Raw genomic sequence first — 19720 nt, 5'->3', positions numbered from 1 at the left:
TAACGTGTGCCGCGTGACCGACCATTCCGCGGACCTCGAGCTCGCCCTGCGCTTGGCCGACGCGGCCGACGCGATCACCCGCGCCCGCTTCGGCGCCTTGGATCTGAAGGTCGACAGCAAGCCGGACCTGACGCCGGTCTCGGACGCGGATCTGGCGGTGGAGCGCGCGCTGCGCGCCGAACTCGAGCGCGCACGTCCCGGCGATGCCGTACTCGGCGAGGAGTTCGGCGGCGACGCCGAGTTCACCGGACGGCAGTGGGTGCTCGACCCGATCGACGGCACCAAGAACTTCGTGCGCGGGGTGCCGGTCTGGGCGTCGCTGATCGCGCTGCTCGCGGACGGCGTCCCGGTGGTGGGTGTGGTGAGCGCCCCCGCGCTGGCCCGGCGGTGGTGGGCGGCAACGGGTTCCGGCGCGTGGACCCGGTTCGAGGCCGAGCCGCCGAAGGCGATCGCGGTGTCGGCGGTCCGCGAACTCGGTGCCGCCAGCCTGGCCATCTCCAGTCTCTCCGGCTGGCGCGACCTCGGCCTGCGCGACCAGCTGATCGATCTGACCGACACCGTGTGGCGCACCCGCGGCTACGGCGACTTCTTCGGCTACTGCCTGCTCGCCGAGGGCGCGGTCGACATCGCCACCGAACCCGAGGTCTCGCTGTGGGACCTGGCGCCCCTGGACGTCCTGATCCGCGAGGCCGGCGGCAGTTTTACCGCCCTCGACGGCACTCCCGGCCCGCACGGCGGCAGCGCCGTGGCCACCAACAGCGCGCTCCACGACGAAGTCCTCGCCCGCCTGCGTCCCTGACCCGAGGCCGACGCGGTACTCCGGCGGGCAGCGGCGCGCTTCGCAACGCCGCATCAACCCGATCGGCGTAGTCGGGGCCAGAGCTGCTGCCATGAGGAGCGAGGTGTGCAGGTGAAGAGTGGGGCGTGTTGTTCGTCGTTGGCGATGTTCAGGCCGTTGTCGAGGTTGGCGACGAAATGTAGGTCCGCGCAGAGGGATTCGAGCTCGTCGCGTGGGATGCCGACGGTCAGCACGGGGACGGCGGCGGGTGGCGGACCCCACCACCAGTAGGCATTGTGGCCGCTGTGCGGGGTGGGCAAATCGTATGGGGCACCGAAGCGTTCGATGGCCCCGGCCTCGCCGTAATTGGCAGTGAGGATCGGCGCGTCCGAGGCGTCGCGGTGGCGGGCAGCGGCGACCTGACGCACGAACTCCGGCCAGCCCACGGTTTCACCGACATCGTAATTGATTGCCGGAACGGGAGACTCGGACAACGTGGCAACCGGAAGCACCGGGAGAAACACCACCACCGACACCGCCGCCTGCACCATAGCCACGGGAACCACTGCGGCCCAAGCCTTCCGGTGCCGACTCACCAACCCGGCCAGCGGCACCGACCCGGCCGCCAGCAGCACCCGATACATCCCGCCCAGGTAGTAGGCCTTGCCGCCGAGAACCAGGTACACCGCGAACAACAGCACGTAGGCGACCGGGAAGGCGCGGTAACGCCGGTCGCGCCACAACCGCCACCACCCGAACCCCCACAGCGGCACCAGGAACAGCCCGATCAGCACGAACTGCAAGGCCACGAACTCACCTCGCGAATTCGACGTCCCCGACGACCCGCCCGCGATCGCTCGACTCAACTCCCATTGCGGCCACCCGTTGCGCGCCTGCCACCACAGGTACGGCAGCCAGGTCAGCGCGGCCAACACCACTCCGAGCGGAAAATATCTGGTAGCGAACACCTTTCGCGGCCCCATGAGAAGCAGGGCGGCAACCAGCGCGAGCACCGGGATCACCAGCAGCGCCTTGGTCTGCAGCCCGAGCCCGACGAGCACACCGACGGCGAGCCACAACCGTCGATCCGCTCTCCCACCGGCGAGCCGCACCACCAGCAGCACGATCGAGGACCACAGCGCCAGATCGAACGTGGTGGTGCTCAACAGATGACCGGTCGCGACAACCAGGGTCGAGATCGCCGCCGCACCGGCCGCCAGCCCACCTGCCAACCGCCCGCCACCCAATTCCCGCGCCATCAGACCGGTGACGAGCACCACGACCGTCGCCGCCACGACTGCCGGGAATCGCAGGAGCACAAGCGAATCAGGGTCGATCGCCGACATGACACGGGCGAGCGCGGGCACGAGCGGCGGCTGATCGGGGTATCCCCAGTCCAGATGCCGCCCGGCGGCCAGAAAATACAACTCGTCGCGGTGATAGCCGTACCGGCCCGCCACGGCCACCAGCACCACCGCGAAGATCACCGCGACGTAGTACATCTGGCAACCCTGCCACACCACACGTGCCGCCGTTCCGCACCGGGAACCGGCCGCAGTGGAGCCCGGCCGCTGTGGAGCCCGGCCCGCGTCGGAGCCCGGCCCGCGTCAGTTTCGCAGGTCGCCTACGAACACCGCGAGATCCTTGTACTCCCAGGCGGTCTCGACCGTGAAGCCCGCCTCGTGCAGCCACCGCGCCTGCTCAGCGGCGGTGCTGGGAGTGTCGTAGTCGCCATCGATGGGAGTGACGGCGTCGGCGGGGTCGTCGGGAATCACCAAGTCCCCCAGGACGAATCGCCCGCCGGGCACCAGTTCGCGAGCCACGCGACGGAACAGGTCGGCCTTGCCGGGACCGTCGAGGTGGTGCACCGCCAGCGTCGAGACCACCAGCTCGAACGGGCCGGGCGGCAGCGGGTCCTGCAGGCGGCCCACCCGCAGTTCAGCGTCCACGGGCAGTGCCGCGCGGGCCCGCTCGAGCATCGGCGCGCTCGCGTCGACGCCGACCAGCGTCGCCCCGGCATGCACCTGCAGCACGCCGCGTGCCGTCACGCCCGTGCCGGTGCCCAGGTCCAGAATCCGGCCGACCCGGCTCACCCCGATGGTCGCGTCGCGCACCGCGGCCTGCAGGCGCGCGTAGGCGGGGACCTCCGCGGCCATCAGTTCGGCGTAGGAGTCGGGATCGAAATGAAACTGGCCCATCAACCGACACTATCGGCACGGAACCCCTACGGCGGGGCACGCCGGCCGACCCGTGGCTGTGGCGGAGATCGCTCTCCGTATGCTGCCGCTCGACGTCTTTCTTACTCTGGAGTAAGATAGCCTTACTCGACAGTAAGATGCTGGGACCGATCACCCACCCCCACTCCGAGAAAACTGGTGATTATGAGCACTCGAGACACCGCAACGAAGCGACGTCCGGATTCCGCCGTGGGCCTGAATCCGCAGAAGCGCGACTGGATGGGCGCGGCCATGCGAGTCATGACGACCCTCACCGGGTCCGAGCTCGCCGAGAAGTACAAGCTGCGCGAGCCGATCAACCGGCTCACCTACGAAGGCACCAAGACCGGCTTCCGCACGCTCGGCAAGGCCACCCGCGCGTTCAACAAGGTCGCCGGGGGCGGCCAGCCGAAGCGGCTGCCCGCCAACGAGTCCCGCACCAAGGACTACTTCGACCTCACCCCGAGCGACGAGCAGAAGATGATCGTCGAGACGGTCCGCGAGTTCGCCGAGGAGATCCTGCGCCCGGCCGCCTACGAGGCCGACAGCGCCGCCAAGGCCCCGCGCGACCTGCTCGAGCGCGCCGCCGAGCTCGGCATCACGCTGATCAACGTGCCCGAGGAGCTGGAGGGCGCGGCCGCCGAGCGCGGCGCGGTCACCAACTCGATGGTGGCCGAGGCGCTCGCGCACGGCGACATGGGCCTGGCCCTGCCGATCCTGGCGCCCTCGGGTGTCGCGGTCGCGCTGTCGCAGTGGGGCACCGACGCGCAGCAGAAGACCTACCTGGGCGCCTTCACCGGCGAGAACGTGCCGCAGGCGTCGGTCGTGATCAGCGAGCCGCGGCCGCTGTTCGACCCGTTCGCGCTGCAGACCAAGGCCACCCGCTCCCCCAGCGGCTACCGCCTCAACGGCGTGAAGAGCCTGGTCCCGGCCGCCGGCGACGCCGAACTGTTCGTCGTCGCCGCCGAGCTGGACGGCCGCCCGGCGCTGTTCATCGTGGAATCCGACACCCCGGGCGTCGTGATCGAGGCCGACCCGAGCATGGGTCTGCGCGCCGCGGGCCTGGGCCGGCTGATCCTGGACAACGTGGCGGTCTCCACCGACGCGATTCTGGGCGACGGCGACGCCGCCCAGCGCGCCGAGGAGTACGCCGACGCGGTGCGGCTGGCCCGCCTGGGCTGGGCGTCGCTGGCGGTCGGCACCGGTCAGGCCGTGCTGGACTACGTGATTCCGTACGTGAAGGAGCGCGAGGCGTTCGGCGAGCCGATCGCGCATCGCCAGGCGGTGGCGTTCATGGTCGCCAATATCGCTATCGAACTGGACGGCATGCGGCTCGTGACTCTGCGGGGTGCGTCACGCGCGGAGCAGGGCTTGTCGTTCGCTCGTGAGGCGGCGCTGGCCCGGAAGCTGGCCACCGACAAGGGCATGCAGATCGGCCTGGACGGCGTGCAGCTGCTCGGCGGGCACGGCTTCACCAAGGAGCACCCGGTCGAGCGCTGGTACCGCGACCTCCGTGCCATCGGCATCGCCGAAGGCGTCGTTCTCGTCTAGCCCGACTTCCGCAACGGAGACCATCATGATCAATCTCGAACTCCCCAAGAAGCTGCGGGCCAGCGCCAACCAGGCGCACCAGGTCGCGCAGGAGATCTTCCGCCCGATCTCGCGCAAGTACGACCTCGCCGAGCACGAGTACCCGGTCGAGCTGGACACCATGGCCGCCATGGTGGAGGGCCTGGCCGACTCCGGTACCCAGGACATCTCGGGCGCCACCGGCGGCCGCAAGTCCGAGACCGGCGAGAAGCCCGACAGCCACGCCACCGAGCTGCTCGGAAACTCCAACGGCGGCAACATGTCCGCGCTGATGAACGCCCTGGAGACGTCCTGGGGCGACGTCGGCCTGATGCTGTCGATCCCGTATCAGGGTCTCGGCAACGCCGCCATCGCCGCGGTCGCCACCGACGAGCAACTGGACCGGTTCGGCAAGGTGTGGGCCGCCATGGCCATCACCGAGCCCTCGTTCGGTTCCGACTCGGCGGCGGTGTCCACCACCGCGGTGCTCGACGGCGACGAGTGGGTTCTCAACGGCACCAAGATCTTCGTGACCGCCGGTTCGCGCGCCACCCACATCGTGGTGTGGGCGACGGTCGACAAGACCAAGGGCCGCGCCGCCATCAAGTCGTTCGTGGTGCCGCGGGACGCACCGGGGCTCACCGTCGCCCGGCTCGAGCACAAGCTGGGCATCAAGGCCTCCGACACCGCCGAGTTGCGGCTCGAGGACTGCCGGATTCCGAAGGACAACATCCTCGGCAGCCCGGAAGTCAACGTGGAGAAGGGTTTTGCCGGGGTCATGCAGACCTTCGACAACACCCGCCCGCTGGTGGCCGCGATGGCCGTCGGCGTCGGCCGCGCCGCCCTCGAGGAACTGCGCAAGATCCTCACCGAGTCCGGCGTCGAGATCGACTACGACCGCCCCGCCAACGCCCAGCACGCCGCCGCCGCGGAATTCCTTCGCCTGGAAGCGGATTGGGAAGCGGCCTACCTGCTGTCGCTGCGCGCCGGCTGGATGGCCGACAACAAGAAGCCCAACTCCCTCGAGGCCTCCATGTCCAAGGCCAAGGCCGGCCGCATGGGCACCGACGTCACCCTCAAGGCCGTCGAACTCGCCGGCGGCGTCGGCTACTCCCAGCGCCTCCTGCTGGAGAAGTGGGCCCGCGACGCCAAGATCCTCGACATCTTCGAGGGCACCCAGCAGATCCAGCAACTCATCGTGGCCCGCCGGGTCCTGGAACTGACCAGCGCCGAACTGAAGTGACGCACTGACGCGAGTGGGGACTCGAAACCGGTGTGGTTCTACCGAACCACACCGGTTCCTCATTTCCGGTTCACAACGCACCCCACGTCAGCGTTATGAGTGGCGTGAAGTGTTGCGCGTGCCATTGCCGGGAGTCGACAGCTGAACAGCGGGGGCGACGGTGGATGCCGCAGCCGCTGCACTCAGCAGGTGAAGGCCTGGCCGACATAGGATTTCGGGTCGGCCTGTTCATGTAGGCAGCCGAAGGGGATTACTCCCGCGTCGCTGATTCGGACGGCGGATTTCGCGGATTCGTGGAGGCAGACGAGGGCGCCTGGTTCCAGGCGGCAGGTGAAATCTCCTGCGGTGATGCGGCTGCCGTAGGGGAGGGTTGGGCCGTTGCCGCGGATGAACGGGCCCGGGTCGCCGTGGAGGGAACCCACCGAGAGCGTCGGGCCGGAGTAGTCGATCCAGCCGCCGACCCAGTTGCCGATTTGTTCGCCCGGCGGCCGCGGGGGTGGGTTCTTCAGGTCGACCAGGCAGCTGAGGTCTTTGAAACCGCTGTGGAAGTCGGTGGTGCACTTGATCTTTCCGGTCTCGTCGACGAACGCGATATCGCCGTTCAGGGACGTGACCTTGCCGTCACGGGTGGTGGCCGTGCCGAAACGGGCGGGGTCCACCGGGGCTCCGGAACGAACCCAGGCGTCGACGTCGGACAGCGCGGCACCGCGCGACGGGGGCGCCGCGGCTGCGCCCGGCACCGGGTGTGGCTCGCCGTCCTTGGTCAGGGAGCACCCGGCCGCCAGGAGAAGGAGCACCGTCAGCACAGCGATACGCATGCCTTCACACTAAGTGCTGACCCCGACATCGAGCAGCGGCCCGCGCAATCCCCGCGTCGTTGTCGGAGGTGCGTGTCATGCTGGGGTACCGCAACCGCGGCAGGCCCGGAAATGAACCGGCGCAGCGGGATTCGCACGGACGTACGGCAGCGTCGCCGGCGCCCCCGAATCCTCCAGTGCGACAGGGGATGCCATGTCCGATACACCGTCCGATATCGCTCTCGCGCGCCACCGCCGGGCCGTCGCCGACCTGCGCGACACCTTCGAGGCGCTACCGTCCGGCGAGCCCGTGCACCTGGTCAAATCCACCTCCAACCTGTGGCGTCCCCGCGCACAGCACGGCGCCGGCCTGGACGTGCGGAAGTTCGACCGGGTCCTGACCGTCGATCCGCAGGCCCGCACCGCCGAGGTCGAGGGCATGGCCACCTACGAGACGATCGCCGACGCCACCCTCGCCCGCCAGGTGCTGCCCCCGCTGGTGCTGGACTGCAAGACCATCACGCTGGGCGGCGCGGTCGTCGGCACCGGCGCCGAATCCTCGTCGTTCCGTGCGGGTTTGCCGCACGACTGCGTCACCGAGATGGAAATCCTCACCGGCGAGGGCGAGATCGTCACGGCCACCGCCGACAACTCGCACGCCGAACTGTTCCACGCCCTCCCCCATTCCTACGGCTGCCTCGGCTACGCGCTGCGGCTGCGGATCGATGTCGAGCCCGCGCAGCCGATCGTCCGGCTGCGGCACGTCCGCACCACCTCGCCCGCCGAATGGGTGGACACGCTGCGCAAGATCGTCGAGACCCGCGAGTTCGATGGCGAGACAGTCGATTTCGTCGACGGCACGTACTTCGCGCCGGACGCGGTGCACCTGAGCCTGGGCACCTTCACCAATACCGCGCCCTACCTGTCGGACTACACGGGCCGGCGCGTCTACTACCACGCCGTCCGGTCGCACACCGAGGACTTCCTGACCATCCGCGACTACCTCTGGCGCTGGGACACCGACCTGTACTGGACCTCGAAGGCCTTCGGCCTGGAGATTCCGGCGGTGCGGCGGCTGTGGCCCCGGCGCTACCGCAACGCGGAAACCCTGCGGCGGCTACAGATGTGGGCACGCAACGACGGCCGCGTCGACCGGCTCCTCACCGCGGCGGGCCGCCCGGTGGAGTGGGTGCTGCAGGACGCCGACCTGCCCGCGGAGACGGTGCCCGAGTTCCTGGCCTTCTTCGACCGCGAGGTCGGCATCTCCCCGGTCTGGTTGTGCCCCTTCGTGATGCGCCGCGCCGCGAGCCTGTATCCGATCGAGACCGGCAAGCTGTTCGTCAGCGTCGGCTTCTGGGCACCGGTGCGGCTGCGCGCCGGTCAGGCACCGGGCCATCACAACCGGCTGATCGAACGCAAGATCACCGAACTCGGCGGCCGCAAGCCCCTGTACTCGACCGCGCACTACACCGAGGACGAGTTCTGGCAGCTGTACGGCGGCGAGACCTACCACCGCCTGAAGCACCGCTACGACCCCGACGGCCGCTTCCCCGACCTCTACGACAAGTGCGTGCGCGGACGGTAGGCACGCCGACGCCCGACTTGGCCGAATTTGTGTATCCCAGGTCACACCCGGCTGCTACCTTCCAGACACGGATGGGTGGCGTGCGGCGACGCACGTTGGGCACGCGGAGGTGTTCGAGGTGACCTCGATTCTGGAAGACGTACAGCGCAGGGCGGTCCACACCGTGGAGACGCTGCGCGGCCTGAACGTACTGCGGACGCGGGGGTTCATCGACCCGCGCGACCCCGTGGAGACACTGCGCACCATCAAGGAATCGCGGGTGCTGGGCCCGCAGGCGACGATGGTCCGGCACGCGGCGCGCACCTGGCCGGGCAATGTGGCGGCGATCGACGAGCGCGGCGCGCTCACCTACCGGGAACTCGACGAGGGCTCCAACGCGCTGGCGCACGGCCTGCGCGGCCTGGGCGTCACGCCCGGCACGGTGCTCGGCATCCTGGCCCGCGACCATCGCGGCCTGCTGCTGGCGATGGCGGCCGCGGGCAAACTCGGCGCCCGGCTGGCCCTGATGAACACCGGCTTCGCCAAGCCGCAGTTCGCCGAGGTCTGCGAGCGCGAGAACGTCAAGGCGGTCCTGCACGACAGCGAATTCGTCGGCCTGCTCGACGCCTTGCCGCCCGAGCTACCCCGCGTACTCACCTGGGTCGACGAGGGCCACGAACTCCCCGAGGGCGCGGCCACGGTCGAGGAACTGATGGCCGCCAACTCCCGGGAGCCGCTGCCGCTGCCCGCCAAGCCCGGCGGGTTCATCATCCTCACCAGCGGCACCACCGGCTTACCGAAAGGCGCTCCGCGCGATAAGGTTTCGCCGCTGTCGACGGTGCAGGTGATCGACCGGCTGCCGTTCCCGCGGCAGGGCCGGATGATGATCGTCTCGCCCATCTTCCACAGCACCGGCCAGGCCACCTGGCTGGTCGCGGCCGGCCTCGGCTGCGAGGTGGTGCTCATCCGCCGCTTCGACGCCGAGACCACGCTGCGCAAGATCGCCGAGCACAAGGTGGAGATGCTGGTCGCGGTGCCGACCATGCTGCATCGCATGGTGGAACTCGACCCGGCCGTCCGGGCGAAGTACGACCTGTCGTCGCTGAAATCCATCGTGCTCGCGGGTTCCGCGCTGTCGCCCGAGCTGACGCTGCGCGCCACCGAGGCGTTCGGCCCCGTCGTCTACAACCTCTACGGCTCCACCGAATGCGCGGTCGCCACCGTCGCGCGACCCGAGGACCTGGCCATCGCCCCGGGCACCGCGGGCCGCCCGCCCACCACCTGTGAGGTCGCGCTGTTCGACGAGGACGGCCGCCGCATCCGCGACAAGCACGTTAAAGGCCGGATCTTCATCCGCTCCGGCGCACCGTTCAAGGGCTACACCGACGGCCGGCACAAGGAGATCATCGGCGACTACATGTCCTCCGGCGACGTGGGCCACTTCGACGAGCACGGCCTGCTGTTCGTCGACGGCCGCGACGACGACATGATCGTCTCCGGCGGCGAGAACGTCTTCCCGCAGGAAGTCGAGAATCTGCTGCTGGAGCGCCCCGACGTCTTCGACGCCGCCGTCGTGGGCGTGGACGACGTGGAATTCGGCAAGCGGCTGCGCGCGTTCATCGTGCCCGAGCCGGGCGTCACACCCGACGCCGAGGAGATCAAGGCCTACGTGAAGGGGAACCTGGCGCGCTACAAGGTGCCGCGCGAGGTCGTCTTCCTGGAGGAACTCCCCCGCAACACGACCGGCAAACTGCTGCGCCGCACCCTCGTCGACTACCCCGTCACACAGTAGGTCGACTGTCTAGTTATAGGCGTACCTTCGGTTACAGAGACACGAACCACATCCCATCAGGCCTGCTTGCTAGGGTTAGCAGCGCACTGGATCTCGATGTTGCGGTCCGCCAGCTTCATCGGCGGTAGCCGCGGAAGGTTGTACCTATGTCAGCTGTCCTTCCGTCAGTCAGCACTGCCCTCCGCAAGGCCGGAGATATGGCTCTGGGAGTCAATGCCATGCGCAAGCGCGGGTTGTTCAACCCGCTGCGCCTCGACCATGCGCTCAGCTCCGCCACCAATGTCAGCAAGTTCGGTCCGTTCGCGGGCGTCATCATGCACGCCGCCCGGACCAACGCCGACGCGCCCGCGATCGTCGACGAACGCGGCGAGCTGACCTTCGCGCAGATCGACGCGCAGTCCAATCAGGTCGCTCGCGGCCTGGCCGCGCAGGGTCTCGGCCAGGGCGACGTGGTGGCCGTGCTGGCCCGCGACCACCGCGGCATGGTGCTGAGCCTGACCGCCACGGGCAAGCTCGGCGTGCGCGCCGTGCTGATGAACACCGGTTTCGCCAAGCCGCAGCTCGCCGACGTCGCCGCGCGCGAGCAGGTCAAGGCGGTCCTGCACGACAGCGAGTTCGTCGAGCTGATGGGCGCGATCCCGGACGACATCCCGCGCATCCTCACCTGGGTGGACGAGAAGGACGGGGTCGACCCGTCGATTCCGACGCTGGACACGCTGATGGCGGGGCAATCCCCCGCTCCGATGCCCGCGCCGGAGAAGCCGGGCGGCATGATCATCCTGACCTCGGGCACCACCGGCACCCCGAAGGGCGCGCCGCGCGAGAAGGTGAGCGTTTTCATCTCCGCGCAGTTCCTGGACCGAATTCCGTTGCCGCGCAACGGTACCATGGTCGTCGCCGCGCCGATCTTCCACGCCACCGGGCTCTCGCAGTTCACCCTCGGGCTGGCGCTGGGCAACCGAATGGTGTTCCAGCAGCGCAAGTTCGACCCCGAGAAGACGCTCGCCAACATCACGAAGTACCGGGCGACCTCGCTGGTGGTGGTGCCGACCATGCTGCAGCGCATGCTCGACCTGCCCGCCGAGACGCTGGCGAAGTACGACATGTCTTCGCTGCGAATGCTTTTCGCCGCCGGCTCGGCGATCCCGCCGGACGTGGTCACCCGCACCCTGGACTACTTCGGTGACGTGCTCTACAACGTCTACGGGTCCACCGAGTGCGCGGTCATCACCGTCGCGAGCCCGCAGGACCTGCGCATCGCGCCGACCACCGCGGGCCGCCCGCCGGTCGGCATCCGCCTCGCGCTCTACGACGAGAACCGCAAGCGGATCACCGAACCGCACGTCACCGGCACGATTTTCATCGACAACGCGCACTCCTTCAAGGCCTACACCGACGGCCGCACCAAGGAGACCGTCGACGGCATGATGTCCTCCGGCGATGTCGGGCACTTCGACGAGCACGGGCTGCTGTTCATCGACGGCCGCGACGACGACATGATCGTCTCCGGCGGCGAGAACGTCTTCCCGCAGGAGGTCGAGCACCTGATCGCCAACCGCCCCGACGTGCTGGAGGCCGCCGTCGTCGGCGTCGACGATCGCGACTACGGCAAGCGGCTGCGCGCGATCGTCGTCCCGGGCCCCGACTCCAACCGGGACCCGCAGGAGATCAAGGACTTCGTCAAGGCCAACCTCGCCCGCTACAAGGTGCCGCGCGAGGTCATCTTCCTCGACGAGCTGCCCCGCAATGCCACCGGCAAGCTGCTGCGCAAGCCGCTGGTGGAGATGGAGCCGGCGGCGGAATAGCCGGATCGCTCTGCGCGAGCGGGGTAAACGGCGGTAACCGGTCCGTTATCATCAGCAAGTGATCATCGATTCCGGCCGGCCCCCGGCCCGCGACGCCGCGGCGGCACGGTTGCGCCGCACGGCGGCGGCGCGGTTGCGCGGGGCATCGGCCGGTTCGGTGTCGGGGGCGTTGTCGATCGCGGCGCACGGATGGGCGTCGGGCGGCATGCCGGTCGGGACCACCACGCTGGCACTGCTGGTCGCCGCCTGCACGGTGGTCGGGGCGCTGGTGTCCGGGCCGCTGCCGCACGGGCGGGGCGGGCTGGCGGTCGCGCTCGTGGGCGGGCAGGTGCTGGGTCACGCCGTGCTGTCGTTCGGCATGGCGGGCATGTCGCACGGCGCGTCGATGTGGACGCCGGGCATGCTGTGCGCCCACGTCGTCGCCGCGCTGGGTGCCGCGCTGGTGATCCACGCGGCCGAGGCGACGTACCGGATCGGGACGGCGCTGTCCCGGGTCCTGCCGGAGCTGCTCCGGTCGCCGGCGATCGCTGGGCCGCGGCCGCTGCGGACCACCTACCGCGACCGCGTCATTCTGCGGGTCTTCGCCGCGGACGTGTTCCGCACGCGCGGGCCGCCGCTGCTCGTTCGAGGCTGAACTACCCCTACACCCGTACGCACGAACATCTTTCGTGCACGACGCTGCGTGTGTCGTCGCCTCGCGCTTTCGCTCATACGGCTGTGCCGGTGCGGGCGCGCGGTTTTCGATCTCCGGATGCCCGTGGCGCGTGTGGCGGTCTCTCGCCGCTCGCGTCCGGCACGCGCCGGAGCCGTGTCGACGTCACTTTCGCACCGTGTCGATGAGGAATGAGCCGGGCACTGCCGCGGCAGGCCGGACTTGTCGATGAGGGCAAGTCGGCTGCCGTAGCCGCTCGGATCGACGCGAATGTGCCCACGGCGGTGCATGATTCGTGGCTCCGCAGTGCGGACCCGCGGAGACGGCGCGTACGGGTGCCCCTCGAACAGGAGCACTTCCTTGAGCATCACCGATACCCCGGTTCCGGCCACGGAACCGCCCGAACCCGAGCCGTCCGACGCATCGGCCTCGGTCTCGTCCGACAAGCCCGCCCCGGACACACCGAGCCCTCCCACGACGGCGCGGGCGGCGTTGTCCGCCATGGCGATGCGGCTGCACTTCTATGCCGGTGTCTTCGTCGCGCCGTTCGTGTTGATCGCCGCGATCACCGGGGCGCTGTACGCGATCTCGCCGACCGTGGAGTCGATCGTGGATCGCGGTCTGCTGCACGTGGATTCGACGGGGCCCGCCAGGCCACTGTCGGAACAGATCGCTGCGGCCGTGGCGCAGCAGCCGGGGCTGGCGCTGAATGCCGTTGCGCCCGCGCAGGACGCGGGCGATACGACGCGGGTGATCTTCAGCGATCCGGCGCTGGGTGAGTCCGAGCGGCGGGCGGTGTTCATCGATCCGGCCACCGCGCGGCCGGTCGGGACCAGCGTCGTGTACGGCAGTTCCGGAGCGCTGCCCACGCGTACCTGGATCGACCTGCTGCATCGGGATCTGCACCTGGGGCAGACGGGACGGCTCTACAGCGAGATGGCCGCCTCGTGGCTGTGGGTAATCGCGCTGGCGGGACTCGTGGTCTGGATACGACGGGTGCGCACTCGGCGGGAGCGACGCTCCCCCGCCTGGCTGGCGTGGCCCGACCGGTCGCGCGCCGGACGCACCCGGACGGTGAATTGGCATGCGTCGGTGGGTTTCTGGATCCTGGTGCCGCTGCTGTTCCTCTCCGCGACGGGCATGACCTGGTCCACCTACGCCGGTGCGCACATCGAGGAGCTGCGCGCCGAGTTCAGCTGGACGAAACCGGCCGTGAGCGCCGCGCTGCCGGGCGCGGCCGAGCCTGCCGGGCCGACGGGCGAGCACGCCGAGCACGGCAGCGGACACGCGATGGGCGCACCGGTGCCGGCCGACAAGGCCGCGCAGGTGGACAAGGTGTACGCGGTCGCGCGCGGCCACGGCCTGGAGGGACCGCTGGAGATCAGCATCCCGGCCGCGGACGGCACGGCCTTCGTGGCGCAGGAACGCCGGTTGTCCGGGGTGTACACCCAGGACGCGGTCGCCGTGGACGGCCGCACCGGCGACGTCACCGACGTGCTGCGGTACGGCGACTGGCCGCTGCTCGCCAAGCTCGCCAACTGGGGCATCCAGCTGCACATGGGCATGCTGTTCGGGCTCGCCAACCAGTTGCTGCTGCTGGCCACGATGATCGGACTGATCACGGTCATCGCGCGCGGCTACCTGATGTGGTGGCGGCGCAGGCCCACCCGCACGGGCGGCCGCTTCGCCGTCGGCAGGCCGCCACGCCGCGGCACGCTGCGCCGGGCCCCGCTGATCCTCCTGGTGACGGTGCCGGCCGTCGCCGTGGCGATCGGCTGGTTCGCGCCGCTGCTCGGATTCAGCCTGCTGGCGTTCGTGGCCGTCGACGTGGTCGTGGGCCTGATACAGCGCCGCCGCACCGTGTCCTGACCCGATAACAGTTGCCGCGCAGGGCATTCGGCACCTCCACCGAATGCCCGGTTCGTGCCTGCGCCGGTGAGAACTGCCGAACTCACCGCGCAGACCACGAGCATCGTCCGGATCGGCTACGACCGTTCCGGAGCTCGACCGACCGCGCGGGTGTGGTGGGCGCATACGAGTGACCTGTCGTCCTCGTCGCACCCGGACGAGACCAGGGATCTCCTTGAGGGGGCCGACCACACCCGCCGGTACCAGCCGCGCAGCGGACGACCACGAGAGCCGTTGCGGCCCGGCATATTCACGACGGCGACTGCGGCGGTGCCGACCGCCAGGCCGAAGGCTGTTATCGCGGTGAAGGATTCGTCGAACATCAGGGCGCCCCAGACCGCGGTGGTGGGGGCCATCAGGAACATCAGCGAGTTGACCTGGGTGATGCCTAGTTTCGCGACCAGGTGCCAGTACAGGCCGTAGCCGCCGAGGGTGGCGAAGACGATCAGCCACAGTGTCGCGAGCCAGAAGCGCGGCTCGGGCGGGGGTAGCGCGGTGCCGGAGAGAAGGGCGGCCGCGGTGAAAACCAGTGCGCTGGTGCAGCATTGGATCGTCAGGCCGGTGATCATCGGAGGTGGACGGGACAGGCGCCGTTGCACAACGGTGGCGGCGACGAGGGCGAGCATGCCTGCCAGCGGGATCGGGTACGCCCACCACGGCACCCCGGTCGCGGCGGCGGCATCGGCGAGCGTCACGAGCACGACGCCGGTCAGCCCGAGCGCCAGACCGGCCCACTGCCGCGCGCTGACCGCCACGCCGAGCAGCGGGCCGACCAGGGCGGCCGCCACCAGCGGCTGGACACCGTCGATCAAGGCGGTGGTCCCGGTATTCACGCCGAGCGCGATGGCCCAGTACACCGTCGTGAGATAGCCGGTCTGCGAGAGCAATCCGACGAGGACGGTCCGAACCAGCTCACGTCCCCGTGGCATACCGGCGACCCGCACGGCCACGGGCACCAGCACGAGCGCCAGCGGCACGAACCGCCACATCAGCACGGTCGCGATCGGCGCCTCGCCTCCGCCGAGCTTCGCGCCGACGAAACCCGAACTCCAGCACACCACGAACAGGGCCGACAGCGCGATCGTCCCGGACCGGCCGGAAACCTTACCGATCTGTATACCCACCGCCTCGACTATACAGATCTGTATAGTCGAGGCGTGGACACCTCGGACACGATCGAGTGGACCCCGCGAGCCCGGCAGATCCTCGCGACCGCCGCGCGCCTGTTCTACGACGAGGGCATCACAGCCGTCGGCGTGGACCGGATCGCGGCCGAGTCCGGCGTCACCAAGCGCACCCTCTACGACCGCTTCGGCTCCAAGGAGCGCCTGGTGGCGGAGTACCTGCGCGCCCGCGACTCGGAGTGGCGAAAGCTGTTGGACCAGCGGCTCTCCGCGGTCCCCGACGACCCGGCGACGCGTCTGCGCGCGGTGTTCGACACCTCCGAGGAGTGGATGACCACCCGCGGCGCGAAAGGGTGCAGCATGGTCCGCGCCCACGCCGAACTGCCGGCCGACCACCCGGGCCACGCGGTGGCCGTCGCGCAGAAACAGTGGATGCGCGACCTGTTCCGCACCCTCGCGGAACAGGCCGGTGCGGCCGATCCGGACGATGTCGCCGACACCGTCACCGTGCTCCACGAGGGCGCGCTGGTCTGCCACGGCATGCGCGTCACCCCCGCCCCGATCGCGCAGGCCCGCGAGGCCGCGGTGGCACTGCTGCGCTGACACGGCACCGCGACAGCTATCGCCCCGGCAACGGGAGCGCTACTCGCGCGGCCCGGCCTTCCCGGACGGGATCGACCGGGTCCGCGCGATCGGCGCGGCGACTACTCCGCGGGCTCCGACGGCTGCGCCTCGGACTGGTGGACCAGTTCCTTGACCGGGCGCAGGCGCACCCAGGCGAGGAACGCGAGGGCGACCACGACCATGGCCACGCCCGCCCACAGGTTGGTGTTCCAGCCGCCGGAGCGGGCGAGGTCGGCGTCGGAGTGGTTCACCAGGCCGGTGACCACCAGGATCACGCCGTACAGCCCGATCAGCGTGCCGACGATGGTGCGGATATCGAAAAGCATTGCGTCACTTCCTATCGGACGACAACATTCAGCACGATCACGAGCACCAGCGCGATGCCGGCGAGCAGCACCGGGCGCTGATACCAGGGCAGCGAGGCGGCGTCGGGATCGTTGAGTTGTTCCTTGGGGGTCTCGGAGTACACCAGGCCGACCAGTTCGGCAGCGGGCTTCGGCGTGGTCACCTGGGTGACGATCACGCTGAGCACGATGTCGACCACGAAGGCGACACCGGCGGCGAGGAAGCTCGACCCCTGACCCGACAGGTGGAACACGTCGGTCTGGTGCAGGATGAAGATCACCACCGCCGACAGCGTGCCGAACACCAGGCCGACCCAGCCGGCCGTGGGCGTCATCCTCTTCCAGAACATGCCGAGGATGAACGTCGCGAACAGCGGCGCGTTGAAGAAGCTGAACAGCGTCTGCAGGTAGTCCATCATGTTCGAGAAGTTGCCGGCGATGAACGCGGTGCCGATCGCGATCACGGTCGCGCCGACCGTGGCCAGCCGGCCCACGTTCAGGTAGTACTGGTCCGGCTCGTCCTTCTTCACGTACTGCTGCCACAGGTCGTAGCTGAAGACCGTGTTGAACGCCGAGATGTTCGCCGCCATGCCGGCCATGAACGCGGCCAGCAGGCCCGCGAGCGCCACGCCGAGCAGGCCGTTCGGCAGCACCGCCTTCATCAGGTACAGCAGGGCCTGGTTGTAGGTGGCGTCGCCCTGGCCGGTGGCCTTGAGGTCGGCGATCTGCGGGACCAGGATGGCGGCGATCATGCCGGGGATCACGACGATGAACGGGATGAACATCTTCGGGAAGGCGCCGATGATCGGGGTGCGCCGCGCCGCGGAGATGGAGTGGGTCGCCAGCGCGCGCTGCACCTCGACGAAGTTGGTCGTCCAGTAGCCGAACGACAGCACGAAGCCGAGGCCGAACACGATGCCGACGACCGACAGGAAGTTGTTCCCGAAACCGCTGAGCTCGTTGCCCGGCCAGGAATGCCACTGCTCGGTGCCGTCGGGCTGCCCGAGCACCTTGTCCTTCAGTCCGCCGACGCCGCCGATGCGGTGCAGGCCGACCAGGGTCAGCGGCAGCAGCGCGGCCACGATGACGAAGAACTGCAGCACCTCGTTGTAGATCGCCGCCGACAGCCCGCCGAGGGTGATGTAGGAGAGCACGATGACGGCGGCCACGATGATCGACACCCACAGCGGCCAGCCCAGCAGCACGTTCAGGATCGAGCCCAGCAGATACAGGTTCACACCCGCGATGAGCACCTGGGCCAGCGCGAAGCTGAGGGCGTTCACCAGATGCGCCCCGGTGCCGAAGCGACGGCGCATGAACTCGGGCACGCTGCGCACCTTGGAGCCGTAGTAGAACGGCATCATCACCACGCCGAGGAACAGCATGGCCGGGACCGCGCCGATCCAGAAGTAGTGCATGGTCGGCATGCCGTACTGGGCGCCGTTGGCCGACATGCCCATGATCTCGACCGCGCCCAGATTGGCGGAGATGAACGCCAGGCCGGTCACCCAGGCCGGCAGCGAGCGGCCGGACAGGAAGAAGTCGATACTCGACGACACCCGCTGGCGGGCCAGCAGGCCGATGCCGAGAACGAAGACGAAATACAGCGCGACCAGGATGTAGTCGACGGGTGCGGCATCCAGGCGGAGCTGGGTGCCGTCGGCGAGGACCGAATGTGCGGGACCCCCGGCCAGCACGGCATCGAACACTCCTGGCGGCTCTGCGGCGGCGGGCGACATATAGCTAACTCCTGTCGATGGGATCACCGGGCGACCAATCGGCCGAATCCGGATCCTAGCGGGTTGTTAGCGCTCACAGGGGCAGAACCAGCGACTCGGCCGAGCCGTGTCCTACGTTCTCGGGTGCGTCGCCGCCGCGCTACCGGGACGACACCGGCGGGCTACCAGTCCCAGTGCGGGACTTCGCGCAACGGGTGCAACTGCTCGTCGGTCTCGGCGTGCGAGTTCTGCTGGGCCACCCGCGACCCGAATTCGACGTGCTCGCGGAAGGCGGCGCGGAACGGTTCGTCGGCGGGCAGGCCGGACTCGTCGAGGGTGGCCAGGTAGAGATCCACGAAGCGCTGCCGCTGCTCGTCGGTGATCTTCAATCCGCGATGGACAGCGATGATGTACGCGAATCCGAGTTTGCGGGTGAAACGGTCTGGGCCGCCGAAGGATTCGGCGGTGAACCAGGTCAGGTAGTCGACATGGGTGGGCTTGCGTTCGGAAAATACTTCGCGCAGTACGGGATCCGCGAGCGCCTTGGTGTAGAAGGCTTCCTCGAGCGCGTGTATCGCCGCGTCGCCGCCGGCGTGCTCGTACAGGCTTTCCATCGCGCCCTCGCTCTCGGTACGCACTCTGCTTGCCACACAGGGTAATCCGCGCGCAGCGGGCGTGCGGGCCGTTCACCGTTACGCGGCGCGCGCGATTTCTCGCGCCGCGCATCGGTGTTCGGCACGCGGGCTAACCGGACAGGTCGTCCAGGACGCGGCGGGCCTGCTCCAATTCCGCCTGGAGCTGTTCCACCTTGGCGCGCTGGCTGCTTCGCACCGACTCCAGCACCGCGTCGACCACCTCGGCGACCTCCGGGTGCAGGAGTTTGGCGGCCTGGGCCACCGTCGCGCCGGGCACCGACAGGCCGCGCGTGCGCTTCTTGCCGTGCACCACATCGACGGTCCACTCGCCGTCGGCGGTGCCCGACAGCGTGACCGTGACCTCCGGGGTCTTGGACTTGCGCGCGGTGGAGGTGGTGCTCTTCTGGGCCGGGCGCGCGGCGGCGCCCTGACTCGGCTTGGCGGCCGGTTTGGGCGCGGAAGCCGGGGCGGCGGGCTTGGGCGCGGCCTCGGCGACAGCGGTCTGTACCGGGGCCGAGCCGGCTGGCGCCGGTGACTGGGTCACGGTCGACGGCATGCTCACTGCGGTGTCCTTCCTGGTTGCCGTTGTCTTCTTCGCGGTCTGGTCGGGCGCTGCCGGTTTCGCGCGGACCGGTTTGGCCAGCGTCACCTCGGTGGGTGAGAACGACAGCACATCTTTGGAGCCGGTGGGCCGCACCTGCAGGAAATCGCCCTCGGTGGGATCACCGAGTGCGACCACCTTGCCCGAACGGCCTTCCGGCACACCCACCGCATCCGCGGTGAACCACACCATCGGCGGCCGGCCGCCGGTGATCTCCGCGGCTATCTGCCGAATTTCGGTGTCGGACAAGGGTTGCGGCTTGGTTCGACGGGACGACATGGTGCTCTCCGGGCGTTGGTAGACATCTGCGTGCCATGAGCATGCCCCATGGCACCGACAAGTCCACATCG

The 19720-nt window shown here is 69.3% G+C and carries 17 protein-coding genes; 9 read left to right on the top strand and 8 right to left on the bottom strand.

All coding sequences use genetic code 11. The features are described from left to right. Positions 1-13: 13 nt before the first annotated feature. Positions 14-799 carry a histidinol-phosphatase gene (hisN, locus tag IU476_RS25380; RefSeq protein WP_195104137.1) on the top strand — a complete coding sequence of 262 codons (786 nt, stop codon included), beginning with the start codon at positions 14-16 and terminating at the stop codon, positions 797-799. Between the two features lie 53 nt (positions 800-852). Here the strand turns inward: hisN and IU476_RS25375 are convergent, their stop codons facing one another. Both IU476_RS25375 and IU476_RS25370 read right to left on the bottom strand, forming a co-directional pair. Beyond that, positions 853-2280, bottom strand: a complete 1428-nt coding sequence (locus tag IU476_RS25375) for a glycosyltransferase family 39 protein (protein ID WP_195104135.1) — start codon at positions 2278-2280, stop codon at positions 853-855. Positions 2281-2385: 105 nt separating this feature from the next. Beyond that, the gene (locus tag IU476_RS25370; protein WP_195104134.1) at positions 2386-2976 is read right to left on the bottom strand and encodes a class I SAM-dependent methyltransferase; all 591 of its coding nucleotides are present in this window, start codon (positions 2974-2976) and stop codon (positions 2386-2388) included. Positions 2977-3153: 177 nt separating this feature from the next. Here IU476_RS25370 and IU476_RS25365 point away from each other — a divergent pair, with 177 nt between their 5' ends. Together IU476_RS25365 and IU476_RS25360 are read left to right on the top strand one after the other, a co-directional pair. Continuing rightward, a complete protein-coding gene (locus tag IU476_RS25365) occupies positions 3154-4545 on the top strand; it encodes an acyl-CoA dehydrogenase family protein (RefSeq protein ID WP_438944069.1) in 1392 nt (463 codons plus the stop codon). A 25-nt stretch (positions 4546-4570) separates the two neighbouring features. Next, positions 4571-5806 (top strand): acyl-CoA dehydrogenase family protein, encoded by a 1236-nt coding sequence (locus tag IU476_RS25360; RefSeq protein WP_195104132.1) that lies wholly within the window; start codon positions 4571-4573, stop codon positions 5804-5806. Between the two features lie 182 nt (positions 5807-5988). On the opposite strand, the gene IU476_RS25355 is transcribed toward IU476_RS25360, so the two are convergent. Continuing rightward, positions 5989-6624 (bottom strand): hypothetical protein, encoded by a 636-nt coding sequence (locus tag IU476_RS25355; protein WP_195104131.1) that lies wholly within the window; start codon positions 6622-6624, stop codon positions 5989-5991. Between the two features lie 193 nt (positions 6625-6817). Between IU476_RS25355 and IU476_RS25350 the strand changes: the two genes are divergently transcribed. From IU476_RS25350 to IU476_RS25330, 5 genes are all read left to right on the top strand, one after another. Further along, positions 6818-8188 carry an FAD-binding oxidoreductase gene (locus IU476_RS25350; protein WP_195104130.1) on the top strand — a complete coding sequence of 457 codons (1371 nt, stop codon included), beginning with the start codon at positions 6818-6820 and terminating at the stop codon, positions 8186-8188. Between the two features lie 118 nt (positions 8189-8306). Next, positions 8307-9959: an acyl-CoA synthetase gene (locus IU476_RS25345; RefSeq protein ID WP_438944068.1), complete on the top strand. Its 1653-nt coding sequence runs from the start codon at positions 8307-8309 to the stop codon at positions 9957-9959. 146 nt (positions 9960-10105) lie between these two features. After that, positions 10106-11764 (top strand): acyl-CoA synthetase, encoded by a 1659-nt coding sequence (locus tag IU476_RS25340; RefSeq protein ID WP_195104128.1) that lies wholly within the window; start codon positions 10106-10108, stop codon positions 11762-11764. A 58-nt stretch (positions 11765-11822) separates the two neighbouring features. Then, positions 11823-12398 (top strand): hypothetical protein, encoded by a 576-nt coding sequence (locus IU476_RS25335; RefSeq protein WP_195104126.1) that lies wholly within the window; start codon positions 11823-11825, stop codon positions 12396-12398. Positions 12399-12917: 519 nt separating this feature from the next. After that, on the top strand, positions 12918-14285 hold the full coding sequence (locus IU476_RS25330; protein WP_195104353.1) for a PepSY-associated TM helix domain-containing protein: 1368 nt from the start codon (positions 12918-12920) through the stop codon (positions 14283-14285). A gap of 116 nt (positions 14286-14401) precedes the next feature. On the opposite strand, the gene IU476_RS25325 is transcribed toward IU476_RS25330, so the two are convergent. Continuing rightward, a complete protein-coding gene (locus IU476_RS25325) occupies positions 14402-15448 on the bottom strand; it encodes a DMT family transporter (RefSeq protein ID WP_324194289.1) in 1047 nt (348 codons plus the stop codon). A gap of 33 nt (positions 15449-15481) precedes the next feature. Between IU476_RS25325 and IU476_RS25320 the strand changes: the two genes are divergently transcribed. After that, the gene (locus IU476_RS25320; RefSeq protein ID WP_195104125.1) at positions 15482-16051 is read left to right on the top strand and encodes a TetR/AcrR family transcriptional regulator; all 570 of its coding nucleotides are present in this window, start codon (positions 15482-15484) and stop codon (positions 16049-16051) included. Positions 16052-16152: 101 nt separating this feature from the next. Here IU476_RS25320 and IU476_RS25315 read toward each other — a convergent pair whose 3' ends face one another. From IU476_RS25315 to IU476_RS25300, 4 genes are all read right to left on the bottom strand, one after another. After that, complete coding sequence (locus tag IU476_RS25315; protein ID WP_195104124.1) at positions 16153-16398, bottom strand: hypothetical protein; 246 nt, start codon at positions 16396-16398, stop codon at positions 16153-16155. Between the two features lie 11 nt (positions 16399-16409). Then, on the bottom strand, positions 16410-18155 hold the full coding sequence (locus IU476_RS25310) for a sodium:solute symporter family protein (RefSeq protein WP_228824314.1): 1746 nt from the start codon (positions 18153-18155) through the stop codon (positions 16410-16412). A 161-nt stretch (positions 18156-18316) separates the two neighbouring features. After that, positions 18317-18772 carry a group II truncated hemoglobin gene (locus IU476_RS25305; RefSeq protein WP_324194287.1) on the bottom strand — a complete coding sequence of 152 codons (456 nt, stop codon included), beginning with the start codon at positions 18770-18772 and terminating at the stop codon, positions 18317-18319. Between the two features lie 106 nt (positions 18773-18878). Further along, positions 18879-19649, bottom strand: coding sequence for a DUF6319 family protein (locus IU476_RS25300; protein ID WP_195104123.1), 771 nt, complete (start codon positions 19647-19649; stop codon positions 18879-18881). Positions 19650-19720 lie beyond the last annotated feature (71 nt).

The sequence above is a fragment of the Nocardia blacklockiae genome (assembly GCF_015477355.1).
In the GTDB taxonomy this organism is placed as follows: domain Bacteria; phylum Actinomycetota; class Actinomycetes; order Mycobacteriales; family Mycobacteriaceae; genus Nocardia; species Nocardia blacklockiae.
The sequence above is the reverse complement of the archived record's forward strand: the minus strand, read 5'-3'. Positions and strand labels throughout refer to the sequence as shown.

Bases quoted from the DNA above. Each gene is read 5' to 3' on its own strand.
- IU476_RS25375 (WP_195104135.1), bottom strand. From the start codon at position 2,280: ATGTACTACGTCGCGGTGATCTTCGCGGTGGTGCTGGTGGCCGTGGCG.
- IU476_RS25370 (WP_195104134.1), bottom strand. From the start codon at position 2,976: ATGGGCCAGTTTCATTTCGATCCCGACTCCTACGCCGAACTGATGGCC.
- IU476_RS25360 (WP_195104132.1), top strand. From the start codon at position 4,571: ATGATCAATCTCGAACTCCCCAAGAAGCTGCGGGCCAGCGCCAACCAG.
- IU476_RS25355 (WP_195104131.1), bottom strand. From the start codon at position 6,624: ATGCGTATCGCTGTGCTGACGGTGCTCCTTCTCCTGGCGGCCGGGTGC.
- IU476_RS25350 (WP_195104130.1), top strand. From the start codon at position 6,818: ATGTCCGATACACCGTCCGATATCGCTCTCGCGCGCCACCGCCGGGCC.
- IU476_RS25340 (WP_195104128.1), top strand. From the start codon at position 10,106: ATGTCAGCTGTCCTTCCGTCAGTCAGCACTGCCCTCCGCAAGGCCGGA.
- IU476_RS25330 (WP_195104353.1), top strand. From the start codon at position 12,918: ATGGCGATGCGGCTGCACTTCTATGCCGGTGTCTTCGTCGCGCCGTTC.
- IU476_RS25315 (WP_195104124.1), bottom strand. From the start codon at position 16,398: ATGCTTTTCGATATCCGCACCATCGTCGGCACGCTGATCGGGCTGTAC.
- IU476_RS25310 (WP_228824314.1), bottom strand. From the start codon at position 18,155: ATGTCGCCCGCCGCCGCAGAGCCGCCAGGAGTGTTCGATGCCGTGCTG.
- IU476_RS25300 (WP_195104123.1), bottom strand. From the start codon at position 19,649: ATGTCGTCCCGTCGAACCAAGCCGCAACCCTTGTCCGACACCGAAATT.